Annotated in this window: 18 protein-coding genes and 3 pseudogenes; 10 read left to right on the top strand and 11 right to left on the bottom strand. The window is 67.6% G+C overall.

All coding sequences use genetic code 11. The features are described from left to right. Nucleotides 1-17 precede the first annotated feature (17 nt). Complete coding sequence (treZ, locus tag GTV32_RS02390; RefSeq protein ID WP_202422028.1) at nucleotides 18-1,745, top strand: malto-oligosyltrehalose trehalohydrolase; 1,728 nt, start codon at nucleotides 18-20, stop codon at nucleotides 1,743-1,745. 4 nt (nucleotides 1,746-1,749) lie between these two features. Here the strand turns inward: treZ and ilvA are convergent, their stop codons facing one another. Next, nucleotides 1,750-3,135 carry a threonine ammonia-lyase IlvA gene (gene ilvA, locus GTV32_RS02385; RefSeq protein WP_161058782.1) on the bottom strand — a complete coding sequence of 462 codons (1,386 nt, stop codon included), beginning with the start codon at nucleotides 3,133-3,135 and terminating at the stop codon, nucleotides 1,750-1,752. Nucleotides 3,136-3,379: 244 nt separating this feature from the next. On the opposite strand from ilvA, the pseudogene GTV32_RS02380 reads away from it, so the two are divergent. Continuing rightward, nucleotides 3,380-4,329, top strand: a pseudogene (locus GTV32_RS02380) (hypothetical protein). Between the two features lie 121 nt (nucleotides 4,330-4,450). Here the strand turns inward: GTV32_RS02380 and GTV32_RS02375 are convergent. The 4 genes and pseudogenes from GTV32_RS02375 to lspA form a co-directional block, all read right to left on the bottom strand. Then, nucleotides 4,451-4,702 carry a hypothetical protein gene (locus GTV32_RS02375; protein ID WP_161058781.1) on the bottom strand — a complete coding sequence of 84 codons (252 nt, stop codon included), beginning with the start codon at nucleotides 4,700-4,702 and terminating at the stop codon, nucleotides 4,451-4,453. A gap of 104 nt (nucleotides 4,703-4,806) precedes the next feature. Beyond that, nucleotides 4,807-8,345, bottom strand: a pseudogene (dnaE, locus tag GTV32_RS02370) (DNA polymerase III subunit alpha). Between the two features lie 139 nt (nucleotides 8,346-8,484). Further along, on the bottom strand, nucleotides 8,485-9,411 hold the full coding sequence (locus GTV32_RS02365; protein WP_161058780.1) for an RluA family pseudouridine synthase: 927 nt from the start codon (nucleotides 9,409-9,411) through the stop codon (nucleotides 8,485-8,487). After that, nucleotides 9,404-9,934, bottom strand: coding sequence for a signal peptidase II (gene lspA / locus GTV32_RS02360; RefSeq protein ID WP_237421660.1), 531 nt, complete (start codon nucleotides 9,932-9,934; stop codon nucleotides 9,404-9,406). The genes GTV32_RS02365 and lspA overlap by 8 nt, the downstream gene beginning before the upstream one ends. 114 nt (nucleotides 9,935-10,048) lie before the next feature. Between lspA and GTV32_RS02355 the strand changes: the two genes are divergently transcribed. Then, complete coding sequence (locus GTV32_RS02355; protein WP_202421563.1) at nucleotides 10,049-11,083, top strand: hypothetical protein; 1,035 nt, start codon at nucleotides 10,049-10,051, stop codon at nucleotides 11,081-11,083. A 100-nt stretch (nucleotides 11,084-11,183) separates the two neighbouring features. On the opposite strand, the gene GTV32_RS02350 is transcribed toward GTV32_RS02355, so the two are convergent. Next, a complete protein-coding gene (locus GTV32_RS02350; RefSeq protein WP_161058778.1) occupies nucleotides 11,184-11,738 on the bottom strand; it encodes a hypothetical protein in 555 nt (184 codons plus the stop codon). 213 nt (nucleotides 11,739-11,951) lie between these two features. On the opposite strand from GTV32_RS02350, the gene GTV32_RS02345 reads away from it, so the two are divergent. Continuing rightward, nucleotides 11,952-12,884, top strand: a complete 933-nt coding sequence (locus GTV32_RS02345; protein WP_161058777.1) for an asparaginase — start codon at nucleotides 11,952-11,954, stop codon at nucleotides 12,882-12,884. A 44-nt stretch (nucleotides 12,885-12,928) separates the two neighbouring features. Here GTV32_RS02345 and GTV32_RS02340 read toward each other — a convergent pair whose 3' ends face one another. Together GTV32_RS02340 and GTV32_RS02335 are read right to left on the bottom strand one after the other, a co-directional pair. Further along, nucleotides 12,929-14,455 carry a DNA polymerase IV gene (locus tag GTV32_RS02340; protein ID WP_343287190.1) on the bottom strand — a complete coding sequence of 509 codons (1,527 nt, stop codon included), beginning with the start codon at nucleotides 14,453-14,455 and terminating at the stop codon, nucleotides 12,929-12,931. A 32-nt stretch (nucleotides 14,456-14,487) separates the two neighbouring features. Then, nucleotides 14,488-14,933, bottom strand: a pseudogene (locus GTV32_RS02335) (nitroreductase/quinone reductase family protein). Between the two features lie 112 nt (nucleotides 14,934-15,045). Here GTV32_RS02335 and GTV32_RS02330 point away from each other — a divergent pair. Further along, nucleotides 15,046-15,735 carry a TetR/AcrR family transcriptional regulator gene (locus tag GTV32_RS02330; protein WP_161058776.1) on the top strand — a complete coding sequence of 230 codons (690 nt, stop codon included), beginning with the start codon at nucleotides 15,046-15,048 and terminating at the stop codon, nucleotides 15,733-15,735. A gap of 19 nt (nucleotides 15,736-15,754) precedes the next feature. Here the strand turns inward: GTV32_RS02330 and sigJ are convergent, their stop codons facing one another. Both sigJ and GTV32_RS02320 read right to left on the bottom strand, forming a co-directional pair. Next, nucleotides 15,755-16,660 carry an RNA polymerase sigma factor SigJ gene (gene sigJ / locus GTV32_RS02325; protein WP_161058775.1) on the bottom strand — a complete coding sequence of 302 codons (906 nt, stop codon included), beginning with the start codon at nucleotides 16,658-16,660 and terminating at the stop codon, nucleotides 15,755-15,757. Further along, a complete protein-coding gene (locus GTV32_RS02320; protein WP_161058774.1) occupies nucleotides 16,657-17,862 on the bottom strand; it encodes an FAD-dependent oxidoreductase in 1,206 nt (401 codons plus the stop codon). Before GTV32_RS02320 ends, sigJ begins: the two co-directional genes overlap by 4 nt. Nucleotides 17,863-18,062: 200 nt before the next feature. On the opposite strand from GTV32_RS02320, the gene GTV32_RS02315 reads away from it, so the two are divergent. Continuing rightward, on the top strand, nucleotides 18,063-18,854 hold the full coding sequence (locus GTV32_RS02315) for an SDR family oxidoreductase (RefSeq protein ID WP_161058773.1): 792 nt from the start codon (nucleotides 18,063-18,065) through the stop codon (nucleotides 18,852-18,854). Here GTV32_RS02315 and GTV32_RS02310 read toward each other — a convergent pair. After that, complete coding sequence (locus GTV32_RS02310; protein ID WP_237421469.1) at nucleotides 18,839-20,140, bottom strand: helix-turn-helix domain-containing protein; 1,302 nt, start codon at nucleotides 20,138-20,140, stop codon at nucleotides 18,839-18,841. The two genes, GTV32_RS02315 and GTV32_RS02310, sit on opposite strands and share 16 nt — an antisense overlap. A gap of 202 nt (nucleotides 20,141-20,342) precedes the next feature. Between GTV32_RS02310 and GTV32_RS02305 the strand changes: the two genes are divergently transcribed. The 4 genes from GTV32_RS02305 to GTV32_RS02290 are packed head-to-tail and all read left to right on the top strand — an operon-like array spanning nucleotide 20,343 to nucleotide 25,887. Then, nucleotides 20,343-21,113 (top strand): glucose 1-dehydrogenase, encoded by a 771-nt coding sequence (locus GTV32_RS02305; RefSeq protein WP_161058772.1) that lies wholly within the window; start codon nucleotides 20,343-20,345, stop codon nucleotides 21,111-21,113. 10 nt (nucleotides 21,114-21,123) lie between these two features. Next, entirely contained in the window at nucleotides 21,124-22,602 is a 1,479-nt protein-coding gene (locus tag GTV32_RS02300; RefSeq protein ID WP_161058771.1) for an AMP-binding protein, read from the top strand. Nucleotide 22,603: 1 nt separating this feature from the next. Next, nucleotides 22,604-24,463: a DUF3556 domain-containing protein gene (locus GTV32_RS02295; RefSeq protein WP_161058770.1), complete on the top strand. Its 1,860-nt coding sequence runs from the start codon at nucleotides 22,604-22,606 to the stop codon at nucleotides 24,461-24,463. After that, a complete protein-coding gene (locus GTV32_RS02290) occupies nucleotides 24,460-25,887 on the top strand; it encodes an NAD(P)/FAD-dependent oxidoreductase (RefSeq protein WP_161058769.1) in 1,428 nt (475 codons plus the stop codon). The genes GTV32_RS02295 and GTV32_RS02290 overlap by 4 nt, the downstream gene beginning before the upstream one ends.

Here is a 25,887-nt window from a genome sequence, read left to right as displayed (position 1 = left end):
GTGCGCAGAGCGTCGCGATGCTCGCCGACAACGGGGTCGGTGGCAACGAGGTCGAGCTCCCGATGCGGCGGGGCGAGGCACAAGCGGGCCGGGACGCCGCCGAATGGTGGGCACCGGTCGTCGAGGCACCGCTCGCCGAGCTGTCCGACCTGCGGTATCGCTTTGTCGTCGATGGTGGCGAGCCGGTACCCGATCCGCGTTCGGTGCGCCTGCCCGACGGCGTGCACGGCGCATCGGCGCTACATCGACTCGACGAGTCGATGTGGTCCGACGACGATTGGCCCGGCGTCGACATCCGCGGCGCCGTACTCTATGAGCTGCACATCGGAACGTTCACCGCAGGAGGCACATTCGACGCGGCGATCGAGCGCCTCGACCACCTCGTGCACCTCGGTGTCGACGTCGTCGAAGTGATGCCGGTGAACGCATTCAACGGGACACACGGCTGGGGTTACGACGGCGTCGCGTGGTACGCCGTCCACGAGGCCTACGGCGGTCCCGACGGATTCGCCCGGTTCGTCGACGCCTGCCATCGGCGCGGACTAGGCGTGGTGCTCGACGTGGTCTACAACCACCTCGGACCGTCGGGCAACTACCTGCCGCGGTTCGGCCCGTACCTCACCGAGGGCACCAACAATTGGGGCTCGTCGCTGAACCTGTCCGAGCCGGACTCCGACGAGGTCCGTTCCTACATCATCGGGAACGCCCTTCGATGGATGCGCGAGTTCCACGTGGACGGCCTGCGTCTCGACGCCGTCCACGCCCTCGTCGATCACCGGGCTGTCCACCTGTTGGAGGAACTCGCGGTCGCCACCGACGCGCTCGCACTCGAACTCGGCCGGCCGCTGTCGCTGATCGCGGAGAGCGATCTCAACGATCCCCGACTGATCCTCCCCCGTCGACTGGGCGGCTACGGACTCACCGCGCAGTGGGACGATGACATCCACCACGCGATCCATGCCGCGGTCTCCGGCGAGCGGCAGGGCTATTACGCCGATTTCGGCAGCCTAGCGGGTCTGTCGAAGGCGTTGCGCGGCGGCTTCTTCCACGACGGCACCTATTCGTCGTTCCGGCGACGCCGACACGGCCGTCCGATCCCCACCGACCGGGTCTCCGCCCACGCGTTGCTGGCCTACACGTGCGATCACGACCAGATCGGCAACCGCGCCGTCGGCGACCGGCCGTCGGCCTATCTGACCGGGGGTGCGCTCGCCATCAAGGCGGCACTAGTGTTGCTGTCGCCATTCACCCCGATGTTGTTCATGGGCGAAGAATGGGCGGCCGAGACGCCGTTCGCGTTCTTCACGTCTCATCCGGAACCGGAACTCGGACGCGCGACCGCCGACGGCCGGCGCGCGGAGTTCGCCGACCACGGCTGGGACAGCGCGGAGATCCCCGATCCCCAGGATCCGGCGACGTTCCGATCGTCGAAGCTCGACTGGACCGAGCTCGACCGGCCGACGCATCGTCGAATGCTTGACTTCTACCGCGACCTGATCGCGCTCCGCAAACGCGAAGACGATCTCAATTGCGGCGACTTCGCTTCCATCACAACATCTTTCGATGAATCAGCGGGATGGTTCGCGATGTTCCGCGGCGCATGGTGCGTTGTCTGCATCCTGGGCGAGGCCGGGACCACGGTACCGGTCGACATGTCCCCTCGGCTCTGGTGGGACGAGCCCACGAAAGCCGAGGGGGAACTGCACAGCAACGGTCCGAACGTCGTGATCGGCCGATTGCGGTGACCGTTCAGGTCAGATAGTCGTAGGCCGGGGTGCCCGGTTCGAGTCGCTCGCAGTGCAGCCGCGAGTAGGCCATGCGGTCCATCAAACCGGCGAGGCCCTCCGGCGCACCGAGTTCCACACCGACCAGTGCGGCTCCGGTCTCGCGGTTGTTCCGCTTCACGTACTCGAACAGCGTGATGTCGTCTTCCGGACCGAGCACATCGTCGAGGAACCTCCGCAGCGCCCCCGGTTCCTGCGGGAAGTCCACCAGGAAGTAGTGCTTGAGCCCCTTGTGGACGAGCGAACGTTCGATGATCTCGCCGTAGCGGGATACGTCGTTGTTGCCACCGGAGATCAGGCAGACCACGGTGGCATCGGCGGGCAGGTCCAGAGCCGACAGGGCCGTCACGGCCAGCGCGCCGGCAGGTTCGGCGATGATGCCCTCGTTCTGGTAGAGCGCGAGCATGGTCGAGCAGATGGCACCCTCGTCGACGTGGGTGACGTGGGTGGTCCCCGGGCGGGGCCGGTACGGCACACCGTGCTCGAGCACCTCGACGAGGGGTTTCGGGGCGATCGCAGCCAGTCCGGGATGCCCGGTGACGGTGGCATCGAGATCGGCCATCACCCGGTGGCCGATGTTGCCGATTCGCTTCACCGCGGCACCGTCGACAAAGGAATCGATGGTGCCGAGCGTGACCGGGCCGCCGGCCGCCAATGCAGCGGTCAACGACACGGCCCCGGTCGGCTCCACCCCGACGATGGCGACGTCATCGCTGACGGAACGGAGGTACGTCGCGATACCGGCGAGACAACCACCGCCACCGACCGGCGCGACGACGACGTCGGGCACCTTTCCGAGCTGCTCGACGATCTCGTAGGCGATCGTCCCCTGGCCCGCGGCGGTACGCGGATCGTCGAACGCGTGGATCCACGAGGCCCCGGTGCGCATCACGTCCGACTGCGCCGCGGCCGCAGCCGCGTCGTAGGTCTCGCCGACGGCGATCAATTCGACAAAGTCGCCACCGTGCCAACGGATTCGGTCCCGCTTCTGTTTCGGGGTGGTGGTCGGCACATAGATTCGTCCGTGCACCTGCATCGACCGGCACGCATAGGCGACCCCCTGCGCATGATTGCCCGCGCTCGCCGCGACCACACCGCGGGCGAGTTCCTGCTCGGACAGTTGGGCCATCACGTTGTAGGCACCGCGAATCTTGTACGAGCGCACCGTCTGCAGGTCCTCGCGCTTGAGGAACACCCGGGCACCGACGTCGGCCGAGATCCGCGGCGACTCCTCCAGCGGCGTGCGGGCGACAGCCTCCGCGATCCGAGCGACCGACGCCGTGATGGCGTCGGCGGTCAACGTCGGACCGCGCTGATGAACCGATGCCTCCTGGGTACTCACGCTCTCCATGCTCTCACCCGGAGCGCCGGCAGGTTCATCGGGAGCCCGGCGCACTGCGATCGGAAATGGTCGACGGAGCTCCACCGTGGGCATACACTCCACAGAGGTCAACGAATCAGTCGTCCCCCAGATCTGTGTGCGTGACCGGCAGGCGGACGGCGTCCAACCTCGGGAGGCCGAGATGTTCCGACGCTCCACATCATTCGATCGCGCCGACGACACGGGGTCGCCATCGCGATCGGACCCGAAACCGATGCGGCGACGGCTGATCGCGACCTCCTCCGTGGTCGCACTCACTGCCGGTCTGTTCACCGCACTCTCCGCAGCCCCCGCTGCCGCAGCGCCGGTGTGCGCGGGCGCCGGACAAGCTCCCCGGTTGGTCGGCTCCATCCCAGGAGCAGCACTCGAAGGTCTCACCGTCGACGCTGGTGGACGCCTCTACACGACCGACCTGGTCTCGGGACGGGTCTTCCGGCTGTCAGCGCCGGGGGCACGCCCGGTGCCGATAGCCCGGGTCCCCGAGGGTGGCGCCGGAGCGCTGGCATGGGCCCGGGACGGCGCGTTGCTGGTGGGATACGGTGCCGATGCGCGCGTTGTGGTCGGGGACTCGCTTCGGCACGCGGGCATCGCACGCCTCAACGTGTCCAATCTCGCGCTCCGACCCTGGGTACGCGGCTTCTCGGCCGCCAACGGGATGGACACGGCGGCCAATGGAATCGTCTATGCCACCAATGATTTCGGAAACTTGATCGGCCGTGCCTATCCCAACGGTGCGGTGCAGGCCGATTGGGATTCGCTCCCCAGCGCCAACGGTGCGGTCCTCGGTAAAGGTGACCGTTGGCTCTATGTCTCGCGGACCTTCGTCAATCCCGGGGTCAGCCGGATCTCCACCGCGAATCCTCGTGTGGTGCAGAGTCTGCTGAACCTCGGTGGCAACATCACGGCCGGACCGGACGGCCTGACGGTCGACTCCCAGGAGCGCCCGGTGGTTCCGTTCAACGGCGCCGGCCAGATCGTCCGTATCACGTCGCCGGGTCGCTACTGCGTACTCGGTTCAGGGATTCCCACGTCCAGCGTGCTCTCGTACGGCCGGGGAACCGTGGTTTCTCCGCAGGCCATCTCTACCGGGCGGGTTTCGACGGACGGATCTACGAGATCCCGGGCGGATTTGATCGGGGCGCGACGGCCGCCATCCCCGGCTGAGCACGTTCGATCGCGAGGGCCCGGATTCTCCCGATGAGAGCTGGGATTCTCTCGGCGCGCTTTGGGTTGCTGTCGGCGGATCCGCGGTTGCTGTCGGCGGGTTTGCGGTTGCTGTCGGCGACTAGTGGGACCGGTGTGCTTGCCAGAAGCGTTCGGTCCACCACACGGTGAGAAGGGCGACGCCCGAGGCCCACGCGACCGTCTGGGCCGAGCCGGTGATCGCGAGGGCAAGCACTCCGACGATCACGGCGGCCAGCAGCGCATGCAGCTTGTAGACGGGCCACTGGGTGCCGGCGATCGTCACCGAACGTGCCGACGTCCGCGACCGGTGCGGGCGCACCTCGACCAGCGCGGAGATGTTCGCTGCGGTCATGGTCACTCCTCGGTCAGGCTGCGACGGCAGATATTCGTTGCCGCTGACTCAAGTGTAACGCACCCAGAACTAAATTGTTCGGGTCGCCGAAAACTCGGCCCTTATCAGCCGAGGCAACTCGGTCCGAGCAGCGCCTTGAGGTCCCCCATCAGCGCGGAACTCGGGCTGACCCGCAGCGACTCTGTGAGCCGCAGCATCGTCGACCGCTGTTCGCTGACGAGGGTGACATGAACATCCGCGGTACCCGGATGGCGGGTGAGGACCTGTTTGAGCGCCTGCACGCGATCCGGCGTGCAGGTCCGCGCACTCAGTGTGAGCGATACCGGCTTCGCCGTCCCCACCGCCGCGAGATCGGGCACCGCGAGATCGTTGGCGCTGATCATCGTGCTGTCGTCACGCTTGTTGACTCGCGCTTTGATCAACACGATGTTGTCGGCGACGATGTCGAGACCATAGACCTGGAACGAGCGAGGGAAGAAGTACACCTCGACGCCACCGACCATGTCCTCGAGGGTGACCACCGCGTACGGCTCCCCCTTCTTGTTCACGCGACGGTTGACCGACGAGATGATGCCGCCGATGGTGATCTGCGCCCCGTCGGCGACGGTGCCCTCCAAGAGGGCGGTGATCGACGTGTCGGTCTGGGAAGCGATGGCGTGTGCCACCCCGCCAGCGGATGGTCGGAGACGTAGAGCCCCAGCATCTCCCGTTCCAGCGCAAGCTTGTGCTTGGAGTCCCATTCCTCGTCGGGCACCTTGACGGCGAAGACCTCCGCCATCGTGTCGTCGGCCCCGCCGGCATCACCGAAGAGATCGAACTGTCCGATCGCCTCGGCCTTCTTGGTGCCGATGACGGACTCCACGGCATCCCCGTGGACGAGGAACAGCCCCTTTCGGGGGTGGCTCAACGAGTCGAAGGCTCCGGCCTTGATGAGCGATTCGGTGACCTTCTTGTTGCACGCGGTGACGTCGATCTTGCCGAGGTAGTCGGAGAAGCTGGTGAACTTCCCCTTCTCCTCCCGTGCCGCGAGGATCGCCGAGACCACCCCGGTACCGACGTTGCGCACCGCCGCCAGTCCGAAGCGGATGTCACCGCCGACGGCCGCGAAGTTGCGCTGTGATTCGTTGACATCGGGCGGTAGCACGGTGATGCCGAGTTTGCGGCAATCGGACAGGTAGATGGCGGCCTTGTCCTTGTCGTCACCGACCGACGTGAGCAGGCCTGCCATGTACTCGGCCTTGTAGTTCGCCTTCAGGTAGGCGGTCCAGAAGGAGACCAGGCCATAGCCTGCGGCATGGGACTTGTTGAACGCGTAGCCCGCGAACGGGAGGATCGTGTCCCACAGTGCCTTGATCGCAGCCGACGAGAAGCCGTTGGACTTCATGCCCTCCTCGAAGCCCTCGAACTCGGCGGCGAGGACCTCGGCCTTCTTCTTGCCCATCGCGCGGCGCAGGATGTCTGCGCGACCGAGCGAATAACCGGCCACCTTCTGCGCGATCTGCATGATCTGCTCTTGGTAGACGATCAGCCCGTAGGTGTCGGCCAGAATCTCCTTGAGCGGTTCCTCGAGCTCCGGGTGGATCGGCTTGACCTGCTGGCGCCCGTTCTTGCGGTCGGCGTAGTCGTTGTGGGCGTTCATGCCCATCGGCCCGGGGCGGTACAGCGCGAGCACGGCCACGATGTCCTCGAAGCCGGTGGGCTGCATACGCTTCAGCAGTTCGCGCATCGCGCCGCCGTCGAGCTGGAACACGCCGAGCGTGTCGCCGCGGGCGAGGAGCTCGTAGGTCTTGGGATCGTCGAGCGGAGCGGCGTCGAGGTCGAGGTCGATGCCGCGGTTGGTCTTGATGTTCTCGATCGCGTCGCCGATGACGGTGAGGTTGCGCAGGCCGAGGAAGTCCATCTTCAACAGACCGATGGCCTCACACGACGGGTAATCCCAGCCGGTGATGATCGCGCCGTCCTGGGCACGTTTCCACACCGGGATCGCATCGGTGAGGGGCTCCGACGACATGATCACCGCGCAGGCGTGCACGCCTGCATTGCGGATCAGGCCCTCGAGACCCAGTGCGGTGTCGTAGATCCGCTTGACGTCCGGGTCGGTCTCGATCAGCGACCGCACTTCGGACGCCTCGTTGAACCTCTCGTGATCGGGATCGGTGATTCCCGACACCGAGATGTCCTTGGCCATGATCGGCGGTGGCAAGGCCTTGGTGATCTTGTCGGCGATGGCGAAACCGGGCTGACCGAACTGGACGCGGGCCGAGTCCTTGATGGCGGCCTTCGTCTTGATGGTGCCGAAGGTGATGACCTGGGCGACCTTGTCGCTCCCCCACCGCTCCGTCGCATAGCGGACCATGTCGCCGCGACGGCGATCGTCGAAGTCGATGTCGATGTCGGGCATCGACACACGCTCGGGATTCAGGAACCGCTCGAACAGCAGACCATGCGGAATCGGGTCGATGTTGGTGATCCCCAACGCATATGCGACAAGCGAACCTGCCGCCGAGCCGCGGCCCGGACCGACCCGGATCCCGACCTCCTGCGCATGCCGGATCAGGTCGCCGACGACCAGGAAGTAGGCGGGGAAGCCCATCTCGATGATCACGTCGAGTTCGTAGTCGGCGCGGCGCGCGTACTCATCCGGGACGGGCTCGGGGTCGAAACGGCCCTTCAGGCCCTTAGCCACCTCACGGCGGAGCCACGTCTGCTGGGTCTCACCCTCCGGCACCGGGAAGACCGGCATCCGGTCACGGTGACCGAACACATCGGCATAGCTCTCCACCTTCTCGGCGATCTCGAGCGTGGTGTCGCACGCGCCGGGGACCTGCGAATCCCACAACTCGCGCATCTCGGCGGCGGACTTCAGGTAGTAACCGTCGCCGTCGAACCTGAACCGCGTCGGGTCCGACAGTGTCTTACCGGTCTGGACGCAGAGCAGGGCCTCGTGGCTCGTCGACTGGTCGCGGGTGACGTAGTGGCAATCGTTGGTGACCACCGGCTTGATCCCCAGCCGGCGGCCGATGTCGAGGAGCCCGTCACGCACGCGCCGCTCGATCTCCAGCCCGTGCTCCATCAGCTCCAGGTAGAAGTTGTCCTTGCCGAAGATCTCCTGCCACTTCGCGGCGGCCTCGAGGGCTTCACGTTCGTGCCCGAGGCGGAGCCGCGTCTGCACCTCACCGGACGGGCAGCCCGTGGTCGCGATGATCCCATCCGCGTACTCCGCGATCAGCTCGGCATCCATCCGCGACCACTTGCCCAGCTGCCCCTCGATGGAGGCCAGCGACGACAGCTTGAAGAGGTTCCGCAGCCCCGTCGCATTGCGCGCCATCATCGTCATGTGGGTGTATGCGCCACTACCGGAGACGTCGTCGCTCTTCTGGTCGCGGTTGCCCCACAGGACGCGTTTGGTGTCGAACCGCGACGCCGGCGCGATATAGGCCTCGATACCGATGATCGGGGTGATGTCGTGTTTGACCGCCGCGTTGTAGAACTCGCTGGCGCCGAACATGTTCCCGTGATCTGTCATGCCGATCGCGGGCATCCCGAGGCGTTGGGCCTCCGCGAACAACGGCGACACCTTGGCGGCACCGTCGAGCATCGAATACTCGGTGTGGTTGTGCAGGTGAACGAACGAATCGGCCACGAATCCCTCTCACCTCGACAGCTGTCACGACGTGGACCACTTTAGGCGCGCGGTCCGACACTCTTCGCGGGGCGCGCCCGACTGTGACAGATGGGGCGATCACCCCGGTGTGTCGGTCCGGCGTGTCGCCGGCCGGCGGTCAGGCGTCGCGCAGGACGTCGAGGGCGTGCTGCAGGTCGGCCGGGTACGGACTCGTGAACTCCACGCGGCGACCGTCGGCCGGATGCGCGAACCCGAGCGACCGGGCGTGCAGCCATTGACGCTGCAGACCGAGCCGATCGGCCAGCACCGGGTCGGCGCCGTAGGTCAGGTCACCGCAGCACGGGTGATGCAACGCCGAGAGGTGGACACGGATCTGGTGCGTCCGACCGGTCTCCAGATGGATGTCCAGCAACGACGCCGACGCGAACATCTCGAGTGTGTCGTAGTGGGTGATGCTCGGTTTGCCGTTGGCGGTCACCGCGAACTTCCAGTCACTGCCACGATGACGGCCGATGGGGGCGTCGACGGTGCCCGTCGGCGGATCGAGATGTCCCTGCACGAGCGTGTGATAGCCCTTGTCGACGTCACGCTCCTTGAATGCGCGCTTGAGCAGCGAGTACGCCCGTTCCGACACCGCGAGGACCATCACGCCCGACGTCCCGACGTCGAGCCGGGACACGATCCCCTGACGCTCGGAGGCCCCCGACGTCGAGATCCGAAAACCGGCCGCCTCGAGCGCACCGACCACGGTGGGCCCGCTCCAGCCCTGCGACGGATGCGCGGCAACTCCGACCGGTTTGTCGACGACGATGATGTCGGAATCGTGGTAGATGACGTCGAGATCCTCGACCGGTGTGGGTTCGACCCGAAGGGGCTGCGCAGGCTCGGGCAGCGTGACGTCAAGCCAGCTGCCGGCCGCCAGCTTGTGCGACTTGCCGACGATCACCCCTTCGACGGTGATGTCACCCGCCTCGGCGAGCGCGGCGGCGACGGTGCGCGACAGCCCGAGGATGCGGGCCACCCCGGCGTCGAGCCGCATACCGTCGACGCCGTCGGGAACCGGCATCGACCTCGATTCACGCATCGGCGTCCTCCGCCGACACCGGCGCGCGGTGTTCGGCCCGGCGCGCGGCCCAGCCGGTCCGCGAACCGTCGTACTCGAAGCCCAGCAACGACAGCGCGACGAGCAACACCGCGCCACACACCACCGCCGAGTCGGCGACATTGAAAACCGGCCACCAGCCCACCGACACGAAGTCGACGACGTGGCCGCGCAGCGGACCGGGCGACCGGAAGATCCGGTCGGCCAGATTTCCCATCGCACCGCCGAGCACCAGGCCGAGCCCGACGATCCACCAGGCCGACCGCAGGCGACTGCTGTAGCGGATGATCCCGATCACCACCACGAGCGCCACCACGGTCAACACCCACGTGTATCCCGATGCCATCGAGAAGGCCGCCCCACTGTTGCGGACCAGGCGAAGAGTGACTGCGTCGCCGACGATGTGCACCGGCCGCGACGGATCGAGATGTGCCACGGCCAGTGTCTTCGTCAGCAGGTCGAGGCCGATGACCCCGAGTGCGATGGCCAGCAGAACCCACACCATGGTGGGCCGGCGACCCCCGGCGTCGCCGCCGCTGCGACCGTTCGCGCCGACCCCGGCAGGCAGTGCCCCGTCGGTGCCCTCGGCCCCACCGCCGTCCACCGGACCGGGTGTCGCTTGACTCATGACTCCATCATCCACCTCACCATCATCCACGAGGCCTGCAATACGCTGGCTGCCGTGTTCCTCTCCCGCGTCGTCACGTCAGGATCGGGGTGGCCGCTCCGGCCACCGAGTCGAGGCGCAGGCATCGCCATCGCGGCGCTGTTGTTGGTCGCCCTCGCCGGCTGTGGTTCCGATGATCAGGCTGGTGGCTCGTCGACCGCGGCCACCGAGGCAGGCTGTACCGACGACTCGACCTCAGGTCGCCAAGGCGTCAATCTCCTGCCGATCCCACCGGCGAAGGTGACCGTGCTCGACGGTGGGGGCGCCGAGAAGCGCACCGCCGCGGCCACTCCCGATCGCTCCACGCCACAGTCGTCGACCATGACGACCACCTCGTCGGTACTCTCGCCCGGCGACACCAAGACCCAGACCGTCGAGATGCCGTTGCAGGCGCGCTTCCACTGCACCGACTCCACCGACCTGGAGATGACACTGGGCCGCGTCACCTCGCCGGAACCCGTCCTCGCGGATCAGTTGCGGCCGGTGGAGAATTCTCGGGCGGGTCTGGCCATCGGTCCCGGATCGATGCCGATCTCGCTGCGGCTGCTGCCCGCCGAGGACTCCGGTCCCGAGGCGCGCCTCGCCGTCGAGCAGTCGTTGGTCCAGGCCCTCCAGCTCTCGGTCCCGGTTCCGACCGAGCCGATCGGGCCCGGTGCGCGCTGGCGTTCGGAGCGCACCATCAGTGGGGCCGCGACGGTGACCCAGCACATCGACGCGACCTTGCGGTCGTGGGACGGCAATCGGATGGTCGTGGACGTCGCCGTCGACGAGACCCCGGTCAACTCCGTGTTCGCGATCCCCGGCAGCGATCAGACCCTGTCCATCGCCCGTTTCTCGAATGCCGGCACCGGCCAGGTGACCATCGACCTCGCCCGTGGGCTGCCGGTGGCCGGCTCCATCGAACTCTCCGGCGCACGGGCTCTGGTCGGCAGCGACCCCACCCGTCCGTTGATACAGCAGACCGGCCTCTCCGTGCGGTGGCGCTGAGCGCGACCCACCCAGAACCTCGCGCGCACAGAAAACGGGCCGGTGGCACGAGCTCTCGCCCGTCCCACCGGCCCGGCAGTTCTGTTCGGCCGAACTCAGGTCAGTTCGGCGCCTTCGACGTCGAGCCACCCGCCGGCGTCTTGCACATCGGCGTGGTGACGTTGTTCGCCGTGATCAACGGGCACACGGTCGCACTCGACAACATCCAGCGACCGTCCGTGTAGACGATCCCCGCGTCCAGCTTGGTCGGGGGGTTGTCGGGCAGCTTCACCTGGACCTTCACCGTGGCCTTGTTCGGCCCGTCCGGGATCACCGGCGGGAAGATCTCGTAGGTGACGTCCGGGTTGTCCTGCTTGGCCTTGACCAGCTTGTCGAAGACCGTCGGGTCGGCAGAGGAACCCTCGACCAGCTCGGTCTTCTCCGAGTTCGGCACATTCGGATCCAGCGCCTTGGTGAGCATCGCGTTCAGCGTCTCCACCGACGGCCGCTTGTTCGGATCGGTCACATCGTCGCTGCTCCCGCCGGCATCCGCCGAGCTCGCCGCCGACGACACGGTCGGCACGTCCGGCACGTCGCTGTCGTCGCTGCCGCAGGCCGCAACCGATGCGACCGACGCCGCGATCAACGCGGCGGTCACGATCTTAGGAAACTTCACCGATCTCCCTCACTGTCGTTCGTCACGCCCACGGTGGACTCTCCCCGCCGCAGGTCCTGGCAGATCCTGGTCGGCTCATCCCCCTCCGAGCCGCCAAAACTCACACCACTATGCCAAATGGACGACGAGGGCCCCAACATCCGAGCCGGGAACCCTCGCGGCCGGAACGGCAACGGTTGACGTGACGCGCGGGTTCCATCGACGCTGAACACCATGGCCGACCACCGCACCGTCCTGATCACGACCGGCGGCACGATCGCAGCGCTGACCACCGCCGACGGCGCGGTGCCGAGCCTGGCAGCCGACGATCTGTTCTCCGGCGCGGGCGACATCACCGCGATCGACCTGATGTCGGTCGACAGTTCGGCGATGACGGTCGCCGATCAGTTCACCGTCGTCGCGGCGGTCGTCGACGCATTGACCGACGCAGAGGTGACCGGTGTGGTGGTGACGCACGGGACCGACACCCTCGAGGAGACCTCGTATCTCGCCGACCTCTTCCTGACCGACGACCGGCCGGTGGTCTTCACGGGTGCGCAGCGCCCGGCCGACGCTCCGTCACCGGATGGGCCGGACAACATCGCCGCAGCGTTTCGCGCGGTGGCCGACCCGGCTTCGCGGGGTCGCGGTGTGCTCATCGCGATCGGAGGTGAAATCCGTTCGGCACGCGGCATATTCAAGGCCTCCACAACCGCGCTCGCCGCGTTCGACAATGTGCACGACGCGCTACCGCGACACCCGATCGCGCGTCCGGTACCACGAGGACGGCACGCCCGCGTCGACGCCTTCACGCTCTACCCGGGCGTTGCTCCGGGCATCATCGCTTCCGCCGTCTCCCAGCAGGCGGCGGGCATCGTGCTGTCGGCCACCGGGTCGGGGAACACCCATCCGGACATCACCGCCGAGGTGTCCGCGGCCGTTCGCGCGGGCGTCGTCGTGGTGGTGGCCAGCCGGGTCCCGTTCGGCGCGGTCGTTCCCGCCTACGGAGGCGGTGGCGGCGGCGTCGACCTCGCGCGTGCCGGGGCCATCATGTCACGCTGGCTTCGCGCCCCCCAGGCGCGGATCGCGGTACTCGCACTGCTCTCGGCCGGGGCGGATGCGGACGAGATACGTACCTTCTTCGACACCGTCGAACCTCCGGGGTGACCTGGAACGGCAGACGGTCTGGCGCGTGGCGATGTCCGGTGTGTTCAGCCGTCCCGGTCGGTCTCTGCCGACGAACCGAGATCGGGCCAGGCGAGACTGTCGAGCGGATCGGCCCGGCGGATCGCCGGGTCGTCGCTCGCGAACGTCACGGCCCGGCCCGGACCGGTCGCCCGGGTCTCGAACCGGACCGTCACCACCCCGTGCCCGCTTCCCTGCACCCACCCGTGGCCATGGTCGGGATGCGTCACGTCGGCCCCGGTCTCCCAGGTCTCCCGCCCAGCCCCGTCGGAAGCGCCGGACGAGTCGGGCCCGGACGAGTCGGGCCCGGGCGAGTCGGGGATGAAGCCGTCCGCCGGGACCTCGGCCGCCTGCCCCGAGGCGCCCGCCGCCACGAAGGCGGCCTCGACGTCCTCGGTCTCGGCCGCCTGCGCCCCCGCCGCGCCCCACTCCTCGTCCAGATCTGCGAACAACGAGAACTGTTGCACCGCGGTCAGTCCCGAGTAGCCGACGCCGACGAGCCGGATGGGACCGATGCTGCGCGGGTCGAGGGCCAGCCGCTGAGCGGCCGAGGTCAGCACCGACAATTCGGTGGTGGCCGCGGGCAGTGTCATCGACCTGGTCAGCACCGACATGTCCGAGCGGCGGAGCTTCAGGACCACCGTCCGGGCCCCGCGTCCGTCGGACACCAGTCGCCGATGCGCGCCTTCGGCGGCCGACTCGATGGCAGGGCGCAGTTCGTCGAGCTCCACGAGATCTCGCGGAAAGGTCGACTCCGCGCTGATCTGCTTGGCCGAGGCCCGCTCGGCGACCGGACGGTCGTCGATGCCCTGTGCCAGGCGGTGCAAGGCGGGCCCGAGGGTCGCCCCGAGCACCGAGGTGACCTCGACGTCGGACATGGCAGCGAAGTCACCGATCGTCTCGATGCCCAGACGTTGCAGCTTGTCACCCGACACCGGCCCGATCCCCCAGAGTTTGCGCACCGGGAGCGCATGGAGGAAGGCGAGTTCGCGGCTCGGTGGGATCGCCATGACCCCATTGGGTTTGGCGAGGCCGGACGCGATCTTCGCAATCTGCTTGCCGCTCCCGAACCCGACCGAGGCCGCAATGCCGACGGTGTCGCGGATCCGGCCGCGCAGACGCTCGGCGAACGCGGTCACCTCGTCGGCGGTGGCCCCCACGAGTTCGTGGGGTTCACCGAACGCCTCGTCGAAGGAGAGCATCTCGATCACCGGTATGGCGTCACGGACCAGACCGAAGATTCGGGCACTGACCACGCGGTAGACCCCACCGCGGGGCGGCAACACCACGGCTCCCGCACCGACCAGCCTCCGCGCCTGATGCATCGGCATGGCCGAGCGGGCGCCGAAGGCCCGGGCGGGATAGCTGGCGCCCGCCACCACGCCGCGGCCACCCGTTCCGCCGACCAGCACCGGCCGCCCTTGCAACGTGGGTCTGGTCAACTGCTCCACGGATGCGAAGAACGCGTCCATGTCCAGATGCATCACCCACCGCGCACTGCGCTCGGGACTCGGGCCGGCGGGCCGGGATGCTGAGGGGACGGCGGACGCCACACCCGCATCGTAGTTCGGCCCCGCGACCGGGCTCAGGACCGGATCTCGAAGACCGGCAGATCGTCGAGGTGGGCGGCCAGGGTGGCGTCGTCGGGCTCGGTCCCCATGCCCTCGGGCAGGAACCGCCCCACCTCCCAGCCCCACTTGTCGAGATAGGCGCGGATCATCGGCGCGCGAGCCGCGACCTCGACCTCGACCAGCCGGACCGCACGACGCCGGCGCCCACGCCGGAGTTCGGCGGCGTCGTTCACGCGCACGTTGCGCACCCACTGAGTGGTTCCGCGGGGCGCCACCAGGTACTCACGGCCGTCGAGTCGCAGCGGGTTGACCGGCACGCTCTGGGGCTTCCCACTGACCCGTCCCGTCACGGTGAGCGTCTGCGCTCCCGCGAGATTCACCCCCGGTCGGCCAACCACCTCATGGTGGAGTTGACGACGTTGTCGAAACCGCTCGGTGCGCTGTAGTGCGTGGTGGTCATGTTCTGATCCCTTCGAGGTCCGAGTTTCGAGAGCACCGCTCTCGAAACTCAGTCTGCACCTCCATGGCGGAGAAAACAAGAGCAGTGCTCTCTTTTATGCGACACTGGTCCGATGACTGGCGGAACACGAGCGGCGAACCGCGCCGCGATGGAATCGGAGATCCTCAGGCTGGGCCGGGAGCACCTCCGCACGCACGGCGCAGCAGGACTGTCACTGCGCGCGATCGCGCGCGAGATGGGCGTGGTGTCGTCGGCGGTGTACCGATACGTCCCCAGCCGCGACGACCTGCTCACGCTGCTGCTCGTGGAGGCCTACTCCGATCTCGCCGACACGGTCGATGCGGCCGTCGCCGCGGTCGGGAAGGGCAGGCCCCTGGATCGACTGCGCGCCGCGACGCGGGCGTTGAGGCGATGGGCAGTCGACGATCCATCCCGGTGGGCTTTGCTCTACGGCAGCCCGGTCCCGGGATACACCGCGCCGGCGGACAAGACGGTCGGACCGGGCACCCGAGTCGTCGGGACACTCATCGCCGAGGTCGCACGCGCCCATGCCGCAGTGTCGCCACCGACCCCGGCCGAGGGGATCACACCGTCGATGCAGACCGATTTCGACTCCATCCGAACAGAATTCGGGGCCGATCTACCCGACTCCGCGATGCTCGTCGCGACGTCCCTGTGGGCCACCACCGTCGGCGCGATCAGCCTCGAGGTGTTCGGCCAGTATGGCGCCGACACATTCGACGACCCGGCGGCACTGTTCGCCGCGCAAGTCGACCTCGCGCTCTCCCCGATCGACGGTTGACGAGACCGCCGCAGGCGCGTCAGCGCGAGATCCGCCGAGGCTGACCGACCCCGGTCAGCTTCTCCGGATTGCGGACGGCATAGATGTCGGCGACGAGGCCGTCGACGACGTCGAGCACGAGCACGCCCTGCAATTCGCCGTCGAAATGGATGCGCATGCCGGGCAGGCTGTTGTAGATCGCCGGTTCGACCCGGAAGTCCGCCAGGTGGCCTCCCACACGCGAGAAGCCGGCGAGCAACCGCGCAACGGCGAGGGCGCCGCGGATCGGGCGACGAACCGCACTCGCCTTTCCATCGCTGTCCGTGGTGAACACCACATCCGGTGACATCAGCGTCATCAGAGTCTCTATCTCCCCCGACTCCGCCGCCGCCATGAACGCCTCCGTGATCTCCGTGGTGCGACTGGCGTCTACCGGTACGAAACGCCGCCGGCGAGCCTGGACGTGCGCGCGCGCCCGGTGGGCCGCCTGCCGTACAGCCGCATCGGATTTGCCGATCATCTCGGCGATCTCGTCGTGCCCGAACCCGAACACCTCCCTCAGCACGAACACGACCCGCTCATCCGGGCTGAGAGTCTCGAGGACGACGAGCATCGCCGTGGAGACCGATTCTGCGAGTACGAGATCCTGTGCGGCGTCACGCTCGTCGAGCAGGATCGGCTCCGGCAGCCAGGGGCCGATGTACTGTTCACGCCGCCGTGACGATGCCCGCAAGAGGTTGAGCGCCTGGCGCGTGACCACTTTCGCCAGATACGCCTTGGTGTCGTCGACGGTGCCGAGATCGACGTCGGCCCAACGGAGGTAGCTCTCCTGCAGGACGTCGTCGGCGTCCGTCGCCGACCCCAGGATCTCGTAGGCGACCGTGAACAGCAGTGGGCGCAGTTCAGTGAACCGGCGCGCATGCTCCCCCTCGGAGTCGCCGCTCATGCGTTCACCTCGACCTGGCGGTCGCCCACCTGACGCGTCGGCCCGAACGACGGCGTCGCCCCCGGCCGGCGACCTTCCAGGCGAAGCCCCCAGATCACGCTGCGGCAGACCAGCTCCTTGATCGTCGCGGCCGCGCGACCCGAGATGACGACCCGCGCGGGCCGGTCGTCGCGATGGGTCAGCTGGACCACTGCGCCCCGGCGGCCGAGCGAGGCGCCCTGCCCGACGAAGGCGAGACGGACCGGCGACGGTGCGTCTCCCGTCAGTCGCGCGAGCACCGTGTCGGCGGCATGCGGGCCGAGTTGATTGGCCGCCTGACAGCTCATCCGGAACGCCATGCCCGACGGTGCGACCGCATCTCCCGCCCCGACGATCCGAGGGTCGTCGACGCTGGTCAGGGTCTCGTCGGTGATGAGCCTGCCTGCCGTGTCCGTCGACAGTCCGCTGACCGCGGCGAGATCGGGCACTCCGAAACCGGCGGCCACGATGGTCGTCGAACTGGGCACGATCCGCCGCACACCGTTGTCCACGATGGTGACGGTATCGGGTCCGACACTCACCACGTGGCAATCCTCGAGGATCTCCACACCGAGCTTCCGCAGCCGACGCCGCGCCGATCGCCGGGCCCGATCACCGAACGACGGCGCCAGGACCACCCCACAGACGATCCTGACCGGCACACCCGCGTCGGCGAGTTCGGCGGCCATCTCGATACCGGTCAGCCCGCCACCGATGACGGTTGCGGGGGCTCCCGGGTCGGTGGCTTCGACAGCATCGAGACGAGCCCGGAGTCGCTGCGCCGCTTCCCATTCGCCCAGTACGAACCCGTGCTCGGCAACACCGTCGATCGTGTCGGCCGGCGTGCCCGACGACCCGACCGCGTACACCAGATGGTCGTAGTCGAGCGCTGCGTCCGACGCCAATTCGACCCGGCCACCTGCCACGTCGATGTGGGTCGCGGTGTCGACGACGAGGCGAACCCGTCCGCTGAGCACGTGGGCGAAGTCCTCGTCGGCGGTGCCGGTGCCGGCTATCCACTGGTGTAACCGGACCCGATGGACGAAACGCGGCCGAGGATTCACCATCACCACGTCGGCATCGTCGGCCGCGCTGAGCCGGTTGGCAGCCATCGTGCCCGCGTAGCCCCCGCCGAGGACGATGATCTGCCGAACATGCGAACCGTTGCGCTGTGTTGCGCTCATGACAACTCCTTTGTTCGAAGGTGGACAACCCCGAGACACCGCCGTGTGCCGCCGTGTGACCGAACGTGACATAGATCACACTTTTCCCGCGTTCAGCCATTCGGCCGGTCCTGGGCGCCGTTCGCCGGCACAACGCTGTGGCGCAACTTTGTGACGACGACACGAGTGCGGCTCGTCACACACGTCCTAGAGTCCCGGACATGACCACCACAGCAGTTGTCACCGGAGCCGGTCGCGGCATCGGTCTCGCCTTTGCCCGACTCCTCGCCGACGCCGGACACCGCGTCGTCCTCACCGATGTCGACGGTGCCGCGGCCGAGCGCGCCGCCGCCGAGATCGGTCGTGGCGCAGTCGGTTTCCGGCAGGATGTGCGAGACATCGCTTCCCATCGCAAGATCGCGGACGAGGCCGCGGCGCTGGGCGAACTGGCCGTCTGGGTGAACAATGCGGGCGTGCTCTTCGCAGGCGACGCCTGGCAGCATCCGGACGAGGAGATCGCGACCATCCTCGAGGTCAACGTACGGGGAGCCATGGCCGGCTCCGCGGCCGCCGTCGCACAGATGGGGCGAGCGGGCGGGACCATCGTGAACATCGCGTCCATCTCGGCGCTTACGCCGGTCCCCGGCCTCGCGCTGTACGCGGCGACCAAAGCCGCCGTGCTCTCCTACACCACCTCGCTCCAGGGCGATCTCGACCATGCCGGACTGCCGATCCGGGTCCACGCACTGTGCCCCGACGTGGTCGGCACCCAGATGGTGACCTCACACGCCAAGGATCCCGGTGCGGCAATGCTGTTCTCAGGACCGAAGCCGCTCGACGAGGAGAGCGTCGCCCGCGCGGGAATGGCATTGATGGACAGTAGGCAACTGTTCCGCGTGATCCCGCGGTGGCGAGGTGCACTGGTCCGCGGCATCGACGTCGCGCCCAGCGTCGGGCTGCCACTGCTCCGACTCATGCGCAAGCTCGGTGACCGCCGTCAGGCCCGTGCCTGACGGATCGCGCGGGGTAGCACGGCAGTCCCCAGCCACTGACACGCCGTCAGTGCGAGTTCCAGGTTGAGGCGATCGTCGTCGAGTGCCCTGCCGCGCGAGTCGATGGCCTTGTCGACGCGGTACTTGACAGTGTTCTTGTGGAGATGCACCACTTCTGCGGCGGCCACATAGCTGCTCTTGGCTTGTAGAAACGCGAGCAGCGTGGCGCGCAGCTGCGCGGTGTTCTCGTCGTTCTCGGCCAGACCGCCCAACGCGGATGCCACGAGACCCCTGGTCGAATCCAGGTCCCGTGCCAGGATCGAACAGATCTGCACGCCGGGTTCGTCGAATGTGGTGACACGGATGTCGCCCGCGATCGAGGAGACGGTGTGGGCTCGCTGTGCTTCCTGATGGGTGGTCCGGAAGCCGGTCCCCGACGCGTGCGGGCGCCCGAGGGCGACGCGCACGCCGGGTCCGGCCTCCTCGGTCAGCCGTTGGATGGCGTCGTGGTCGATCTGACCATGGGCCGTCCGCCCCAACGGAATCCAGCACCACGCCGTACTACCGTCCTGCGGTAGGAACAGGGCCTGACCCGCCGCGTCGACGGATTCTCCGATCGCGCCGACGAGCGACTCCAACCGACGGAGCTCGCTGGGCATCCCGCCCTCCTCCACGGTCCAGACCACGAGCCCCAGGTGATGCTGCCGGAGCAGATAGCCGAGCGCCGCTTCGGCAGCGCCGACATCGTGGTCACGGCCGGACAGAACGGTGTTCAACATCGCGGTACGAACCGAGTTGCGGTTGGCCAACCACCGTTCGCGTTCGGTCTCGTACTCCGCGACAACCTGCTCGGCCACCCGATCCACGTAGGCGAACGAGATCTGCTGGACGATCTGCGCCGCCGCAAACGCGACCTCTCGGTCGGGTTCGTTGCGGGCGACCTCGGCGACCACCCAGTCGAGCACCACATGCTGTCCGACCCGGTAGGCGCGCAACAGCGCGTTCGCGGAGATCGCCCGCTGTGCGAGCCGGTGCGCGTACTCGGTGGCGGCGGGCGGTGGCCGGACCGATTCGATCGGGATGTCGTACTGCGCGACGTGGAGGAAGGTCTCGACGTTGCTTTCCGAACTGGCCCGAAGCAGCTCCAGGATGACCTCATCGCCACGCAGTTCGGGGATCGCCTCGGCGATCTCCGAGTGCAGGTTGCTGCCGAGGCGAGGCAACTCGGCACCCATCGTCCGCGCGACTTGCGCAACGCGCGCAGCCGCCTGACGCCGGAGCTGTTCGGGACTGAGCTTCGCCCCCATCAGTACGTCCTTTCCATACCCACGCTGTCGTCGGGAACCAAGTACATGCCACCGCTCTCGGGTGATCAACCTGAACCACGGCGTCCGATGTGAACCCTGCCACAACCACCCACCGAAACTTTGGTTCGCGAGACCAATCCTCACGCCCGTCGCTGTCCTTAGGCTCATCGCAGTTCCGAACTCCGAGCGTGAAGGAAGTCACATGTCCCACAACCTCCAGGGCAAGACAGCGATCGTCACCGGCGCCGCACAGGGCATCGGTCTCGAGATCGCCCGGCAGCTCTCCGAAGCCGGCGCCGGTGTCGTCATCGCCGACATCGACGAGAGCGCGGCCAAAGAGGCTGCTGCCCAGCTGACGAATGCGACCGCGATGGCGTGTGACGTCCGGGACGAGGAGCAGGTCAAGGGGCTCGTCGACGCGACGGTGGCGACCTACGGCGGACTGAACGTGATGATCCCGAACGCCGGCATCGCAGCGGTGTCCCCGATCGTCGAGATGGACCTGGCCGCGTGGCGCGCGGTCACCTCGGTGAACCTCGACGGCGTCTTTCTCTCCATCCGCTATGCCGCACCCGCGATCATCGCGAGCGGCGGCGGCAGCATCGTCACGCTCGGCTCGATCACCGCGCTCGCCGGGACACCGCTGATCTCGTCGTACGCCGCGAGCAAGGCTGCCGTCGTCAACCTCACCAAGACCGCGGCAACCGAGTTGCGCGACCACGGCGTACGAGTCAACGCGGTCCTGCCGGGCTTCGCCGCAACCAGCCTGGTCACCAGCCAGGTCGACGCGTTCGAGTCTGCGCTCGGGCTGCCGTCCGGCGGGTTCGCGGCGGTCATCGAGCAGAAGCAGGGCCGATTCGGCACGGTCGAGGAGATCGCGAAGTCGGTGCTGTTCCTCGCCGGCGACGAGTCGACCTTCTGCTCGGGCTCGGGTCTCGTCCTCGACGGCGGCCTCGACGCCGGACTGTTCTGAGGCGCATCAGATGACCCTGAGCTATCTCCCGTGGAACCAGCCGGAGGCACGCGCCGACCATCCGTGCGTCCGGGACGAGCGCATCGAGCTGAGCTACGCGGAGTTCGCGGCACGGGTCGACGCCGCAGCCGAGCAGTTCGCCGACCACGGGGTCGCCCCCGGATCGGTGATCGCGGTGATGCTGCCCAACCGCGTCGAACTCCTGGTCTGCCTCGCGGCGGCTTGGCGGCTCGGCGCGGCAGCGACCCCGATCAACCCTGTCTTCACCGCGTCGGAGGCCGAGTACCAGATCACCGATTCCGGTGCGGCACTGGTCGTGACGGCCACCGCGGACACACCTCACGGTGGTCGCCGGACGCTGGTCGTCGATGAGCTGCGGTCCGCACCGACCGGAGGTGTGTTGGCCGATCCGGTCACCTCCGGAGGCGACCTCGCGCTGCTGATCTACACCAGCGGATCGACCGGCCGCCCCAAGGGAGTCGAGCTCACGCACAGCAACATCGACGCGATGGCGAACTCGATGGTCGAGGCCCTGGCCCTCACGGACACCGACCATTGCCTCTTGGTGTTGCCGCTCTTCCACGTCAACGCGATCTGCGTGAGCTACCTGTCGACGATGATCGCCGGAGGCCGGCTCTCGGTGCTCGGCCGGTTTCACCCCGTCGAGTTCCTCGGCGCCGTCGAGCAGCTGCGCCCCACCTACTTCTCGGCAGTCCCCACCATCTATTCGCACCTGGTGTCACTCCCGGCCGAGGTCACCGCGGACACGCGATCGGTACGCTTCGCGATCTGCGGCGCAGCCCCGGCGTCGGCGGAGCTGTTGCGTGCGACCGAGGAGAGATTCGGTTTCCCGGTCGTCGAGGGATATGGACTGACCGAGGGGACGTGCGCCTCCACCGCGAACCCGATCGACGGACCACGCAAGATCGGCACGGTCGGCGTGGCGCTCCCCGGTCAGATCGTGGCCATCATGGACAGCTCCGGCAACCTGCTCCCGGCCGACGAGCGCGGCGAGGTCGTGATCAAGGGACCCAACGTCATGCAGGGTTACCTCAACAGACCTGAGGCCACCGCGGAGGCGCTCGGCGACGGATGGCTGCACACCGGCGACGTCGGCGTGCTCGACGAGGACGGCTATCTCCGGCTGGTCGACCGCATCAAGGACATGATCATCCGGGGCGGCGAGAACATCTACCCCAAGGAGATCGAGTCCGTCCTGTATGGCAATCCGGCGGTGCTCGAGGCTGCCGTCGTCGGTGCTCCACACCCGGTCTACGGCGAGGTTCCCGTCGCCTACGTCGCGCTCCACCCAGAACGCACGGTCACCTCCGACGAGCTCCGTGAGCTCTGCGCGCAACACCTCACCAGGATCAAGATCCCGGTGTCCATCAGCATTCAGGACACTCTGCCCAAGAATCCGGTCGGAAAGATCGACAAGCCCGCGCTGCGGGCGCAGCTTGCCGCCGACCCTGCACAGCAAGGAGTTTGAGATGGGCTTCATCGCACCATCACCGCAGCCGGTGCCACCGGAGGAGTTCGTACGGCTACCGATCCGGGAGCGTGTGCGGATCCTCAGCACCAACTGGGTCGACGACGGATTCGGCACACCCCAGATGCTCTCGGTGGTCTACATCGTCAAGATGCTCGGCCTCTACTTTGCCGTCGGGCTGGCGATCACCTCGTGGACAACGCAATTCGTGGATTTCACCGATCCCGGTTCCTGGTTCGACAACATCGTCGTCTACCAGAAGCTCGCGATCTGGCTCATGTTGCTGGAGGTGATCGGGCTGGCCGGCGCGTTCGGGCCGTTGTGCGGGCATTTCGCTCCGATGCTCGGCAACATCCGCTATTGGGTGCGACCCGGCACCATCCGGCTGGCGCCATGGGGCCGGCATGTCCCCGGCACCGGCGGTGACACCCGCACCGCCTTCGACGTGGTGCTGTTCGTCGCGGTGCTCGCCAGTCTGGTGCTCCCGCTGGTGATGAGCGCGGAACAGGTGACCTTCCTGCCCGCCGGCACCGGGCCACAGGAACTGGTGCCGCCGTGGGCCTTCATCCCGATCCTCGTCACGATGCCGTTGATGGGACTCCGCGACAAGGTCATCTTCCTCGCCGGGCGATCCGAGCAATACCTGCCGATCATGTTCTTCTCGGCCATCTTCGGAGCCATCGTGATGAGCGATGCAGCCGATGCAAGCGATTTCGTGAATCTGGTGGTCGTGTTCAAGATCATCATCTGCGTCGTGTGGATCGGTGCCGGCGTGTCGAAGTTGGGTCAGCACTTCATCAACGTCGTCCCGCCGATGGTGTCCAACAGTCCCGGCCAGCTCCGCTTCGTCAAGCGGCTGTTCTACCGGAACACCCCCGACGACATCCGACCGAGTCGCGTCGCCTGGTTCATGGCACACGTCGCGGGAACCACCGTCGAGATCGCGATCCCGATCATCCTGCTGCTCACCACCAACAGCACGATCGCACTCATCGGCGCCATCCTGATCGTGGCCTTCCACATCTACATCACCTCGACGTTCCCGCTCGCGGTCCCGTTGGAGTGGAATGTCTACTTCGGCTACATCGCGATCGTGCTGTGGGTCGGATTCGACCCGTCGGTCTACAACATCTGGGACTTCTCGCAGCCGTGGCTGCTGATCCCGGTCTTCGCGATCCTGTGCTTCGGGCCCGTACTCGGAAACCTGCGCCCCGACCTCGTCTCCTTCCTCCCGTCGATGCGGCAGTACGCGGGTAACTGGGCGTCGGCGGTCTGGGCGATGAAGCCAGGTGTCGAGGAAAGGCTCAACGAGCTGCCTCAGGTCGAGAACCAGATCGATCAGCTGCAGCGGATGATGCCAACCCCGTACGAGCGCGACGACGCGGACATGACCCTCCAGAAGGCCCTCGCCTGGCGATCCATGCACAGTCAGGGTCGTGGCCTGCTCTCCGTGCTGTTCGAGCACCTCGATGACATCGAGACCCGGACCGTTCGAGAAGGAGAGTTCGTGTGCAACACCATCGTCGGCTGGAACTTCGGCGACGGACACCTGCATGACGAACGACTGATCGCGGCGATCCAGAAGCGGCTCGGCCTCGCCCCCGGTGATCTCGTCGTCGCCTACTGCGAATCGCAGGCGACCCCGTGGAGCAACCCGCCCCAGGAGTACCGGGTCATCGACGCCGCCCTCGGCGTCGTGGAGCGCGGGACCTGGAATGTCAGCGACTGCGTCAAGGAACAGCCCTGGCTCCCCAACGGATCGGTGCCGCTGCAGGTCACATGGAACGCGCCCGGATTCCGCAGGCAGGAGACGCTCACCCAGGGCGAGGGCCGCAACAGCGGCAGGGGTGCGCTGGCATGACGAGCGCAGTGGTGGTCGGCAGCGGGCCCAACGGGCTCGCTGCCGCCATCCGGCTCGCACAGGACGGCCTCGACGTGACCGTGTTCGAGGCCGACGACCGGCCCGGCGGCGGTACGCGCAGCAGTGAACTCACCGTGCCCGGGGTCGTGCACGACGAGTGCGCCGCCTTTCACCCGACCGGGGTGGCGTCGCCGTTCTTCTCGTCGCTGGATCTCGAACGCCATGGACTCACCTGGCGGTGGCCCGAGGTGGACCTCGCCCATCCCCTCGACGACGGCCGCGCAGGCCTCGCTGCGCGTGACCGCAGCCACACCGCGCGTTCGCTCGGGGCAGACGCGCGCACGTGGGACAAGCTCTTCCGCAACGCGACGAACAATTTCGACGACCTCATCGCGGAGGTCTTCCGGCCGCTCGCGCATGCACCTCGTCATCCGTTCGTACTGGGCCGGTTCGGCGTGCACGCGTTGGCACCGGCGACCTGGACGACCCGACGGTTCGACGACGATCCGGCACGCGCGCTGTTCACCGGCGTCGCCGCCCACGCGTTCACCCGGCTCGACACGCCGCTCAGCAGTTCGGTGGGCATGATGCTGACCGCCGCCGCGCATGCCGTGGGTTGGCCGATCGCCGAGGGCGGCACAGAGAGCATCACCCGGGCGCTCGTCGCCGAACTGGCCACGCTGGGCGGCAAGGTCGTCACCGGAACTCCGATCAACTCGATCGGACAGCTTCGCGACCTCACCGGCAGCCGGCCCGACATCGTCATCCTGGACACCGCTCCGCAAGGCGCGCTGCGCATCCTCGGCGACGAGTTGCCCGGCCGGATCCGGTCCGCGCTCGGCCGTTACCGCTACGGGCCGGCCGCCTTCAAGGTCGACCTCGCCATCGAGGGCGACATCCCGTGGACGAATGCAGACTGCACCCGCGCCGGGACAGTCCACCTCGGCGGCACCGCGGAAGAAATCGCGCATGTGGAAAAGCAGACCGTCCGCGGAGTGATGGCGGAACGTCCGTTCGTCCTGCTCGGGCAGCAGTATCTGATCGACCGGACGCGGTCGCAAGGATCGGTGAACCCCGTATACGCCTACGCGCATGTGCCGCATGGCTACACCGGCGACGCGACGGAAGCGATCATCGGGCAGATCGAGCGCTTCGCCCCGGGGTTCCGCGACCGGATCGTGGCGGTCTCCACCCGGAATCCTGCGGCGCTGGAGGAACACAACGCCAACTACGTCGGCGGGGACATCAGCGCTGGTGCCAACACCGCGCGGCAGATCGCCTTCCGCCCGCGGGTCGCGGTGAACCCTTACGCGCTCGGCATACCCGGTGTCTACCTCTGCTCGTCGGCGACCCCGCCGGGCGCCGGCGTCCACGGCATGGGTGGCTTTCACGCCGCTGAGAGCGCACTCGCACGGGCGCACTGA

The organism is Gordonia sp. SID5947, assembly GCF_009862785.1.
Taxonomy (GTDB): domain Bacteria; phylum Actinomycetota; class Actinomycetes; order Mycobacteriales; family Mycobacteriaceae; genus Gordonia.
The sequence above is the reverse complement of the archived record's forward strand: the minus strand, read 5'-3'. Positions and strand labels throughout refer to the sequence as shown.

Bases quoted from the DNA above. Each gene is read 5' to 3' on its own strand.
- GTV32_RS02375 (WP_161058781.1), bottom strand. From the start codon at position 4,702: ATGACCGCAGCGAACATCTCCGCGCTGGTCGAGGTGCGCCCGCACCGG.
- lspA (WP_237421660.1), bottom strand. From the start codon at position 9,934: ATGGTGTGGGTTCTGCTGGCCATCGCACTCGGGGTCATCGGCCTCGAC.
- GTV32_RS02290 (WP_161058769.1), top strand. From the start codon at position 24,460: ATGACGAGCGCAGTGGTGGTCGGCAGCGGGCCCAACGGGCTCGCTGCC.
- GTV32_RS02365 (WP_161058780.1), bottom strand. From the start codon at position 9,411: ATGCGTGAATCGAGGTCGATGCCGGTTCCCGACGGCGTCGACGGTATG.
- GTV32_RS02310 (WP_237421469.1), bottom strand. From the start codon at position 20,140: ATGGGGGCGAAGCTCAGTCCCGAACAGCTCCGGCGTCAGGCGGCTGCG.
- GTV32_RS02305 (WP_161058772.1), top strand. From the start codon at position 20,343: ATGTCCCACAACCTCCAGGGCAAGACAGCGATCGTCACCGGCGCCGCA.
- ilvA (WP_161058782.1), bottom strand. From the start codon at position 3,135: ATGGAGAGCGTGAGTACCCAGGAGGCATCGGTTCATCAGCGCGGTCCG.
- GTV32_RS02320 (WP_161058774.1), bottom strand. From the start codon at position 17,862: ATGAGCGCAACACAGCGCAACGGTTCGCATGTTCGGCAGATCATCGTC.
- GTV32_RS02345 (WP_161058777.1), top strand. From the start codon at position 11,952: ATGGCCGACCACCGCACCGTCCTGATCACGACCGGCGGCACGATCGCA.
- treZ (WP_202422028.1), top strand. From the start codon at position 18: ATGCTCGCCGACAACGGGGTCGGTGGCAACGAGGTCGAGCTCCCGATG.
- sigJ (WP_161058775.1), bottom strand. From the start codon at position 16,660: ATGAGCGGCGACTCCGAGGGGGAGCATGCGCGCCGGTTCACTGAACTG.
- GTV32_RS02330 (WP_161058776.1), top strand. From the start codon at position 15,046: ATGACTGGCGGAACACGAGCGGCGAACCGCGCCGCGATGGAATCGGAG.
- GTV32_RS02300 (WP_161058771.1), top strand. From the start codon at position 21,124: ATGACCCTGAGCTATCTCCCGTGGAACCAGCCGGAGGCACGCGCCGAC.
- GTV32_RS02295 (WP_161058770.1), top strand. From the start codon at position 22,604: ATGGGCTTCATCGCACCATCACCGCAGCCGGTGCCACCGGAGGAGTTC.
- GTV32_RS02315 (WP_161058773.1), top strand. From the start codon at position 18,063: ATGACCACCACAGCAGTTGTCACCGGAGCCGGTCGCGGCATCGGTCTC.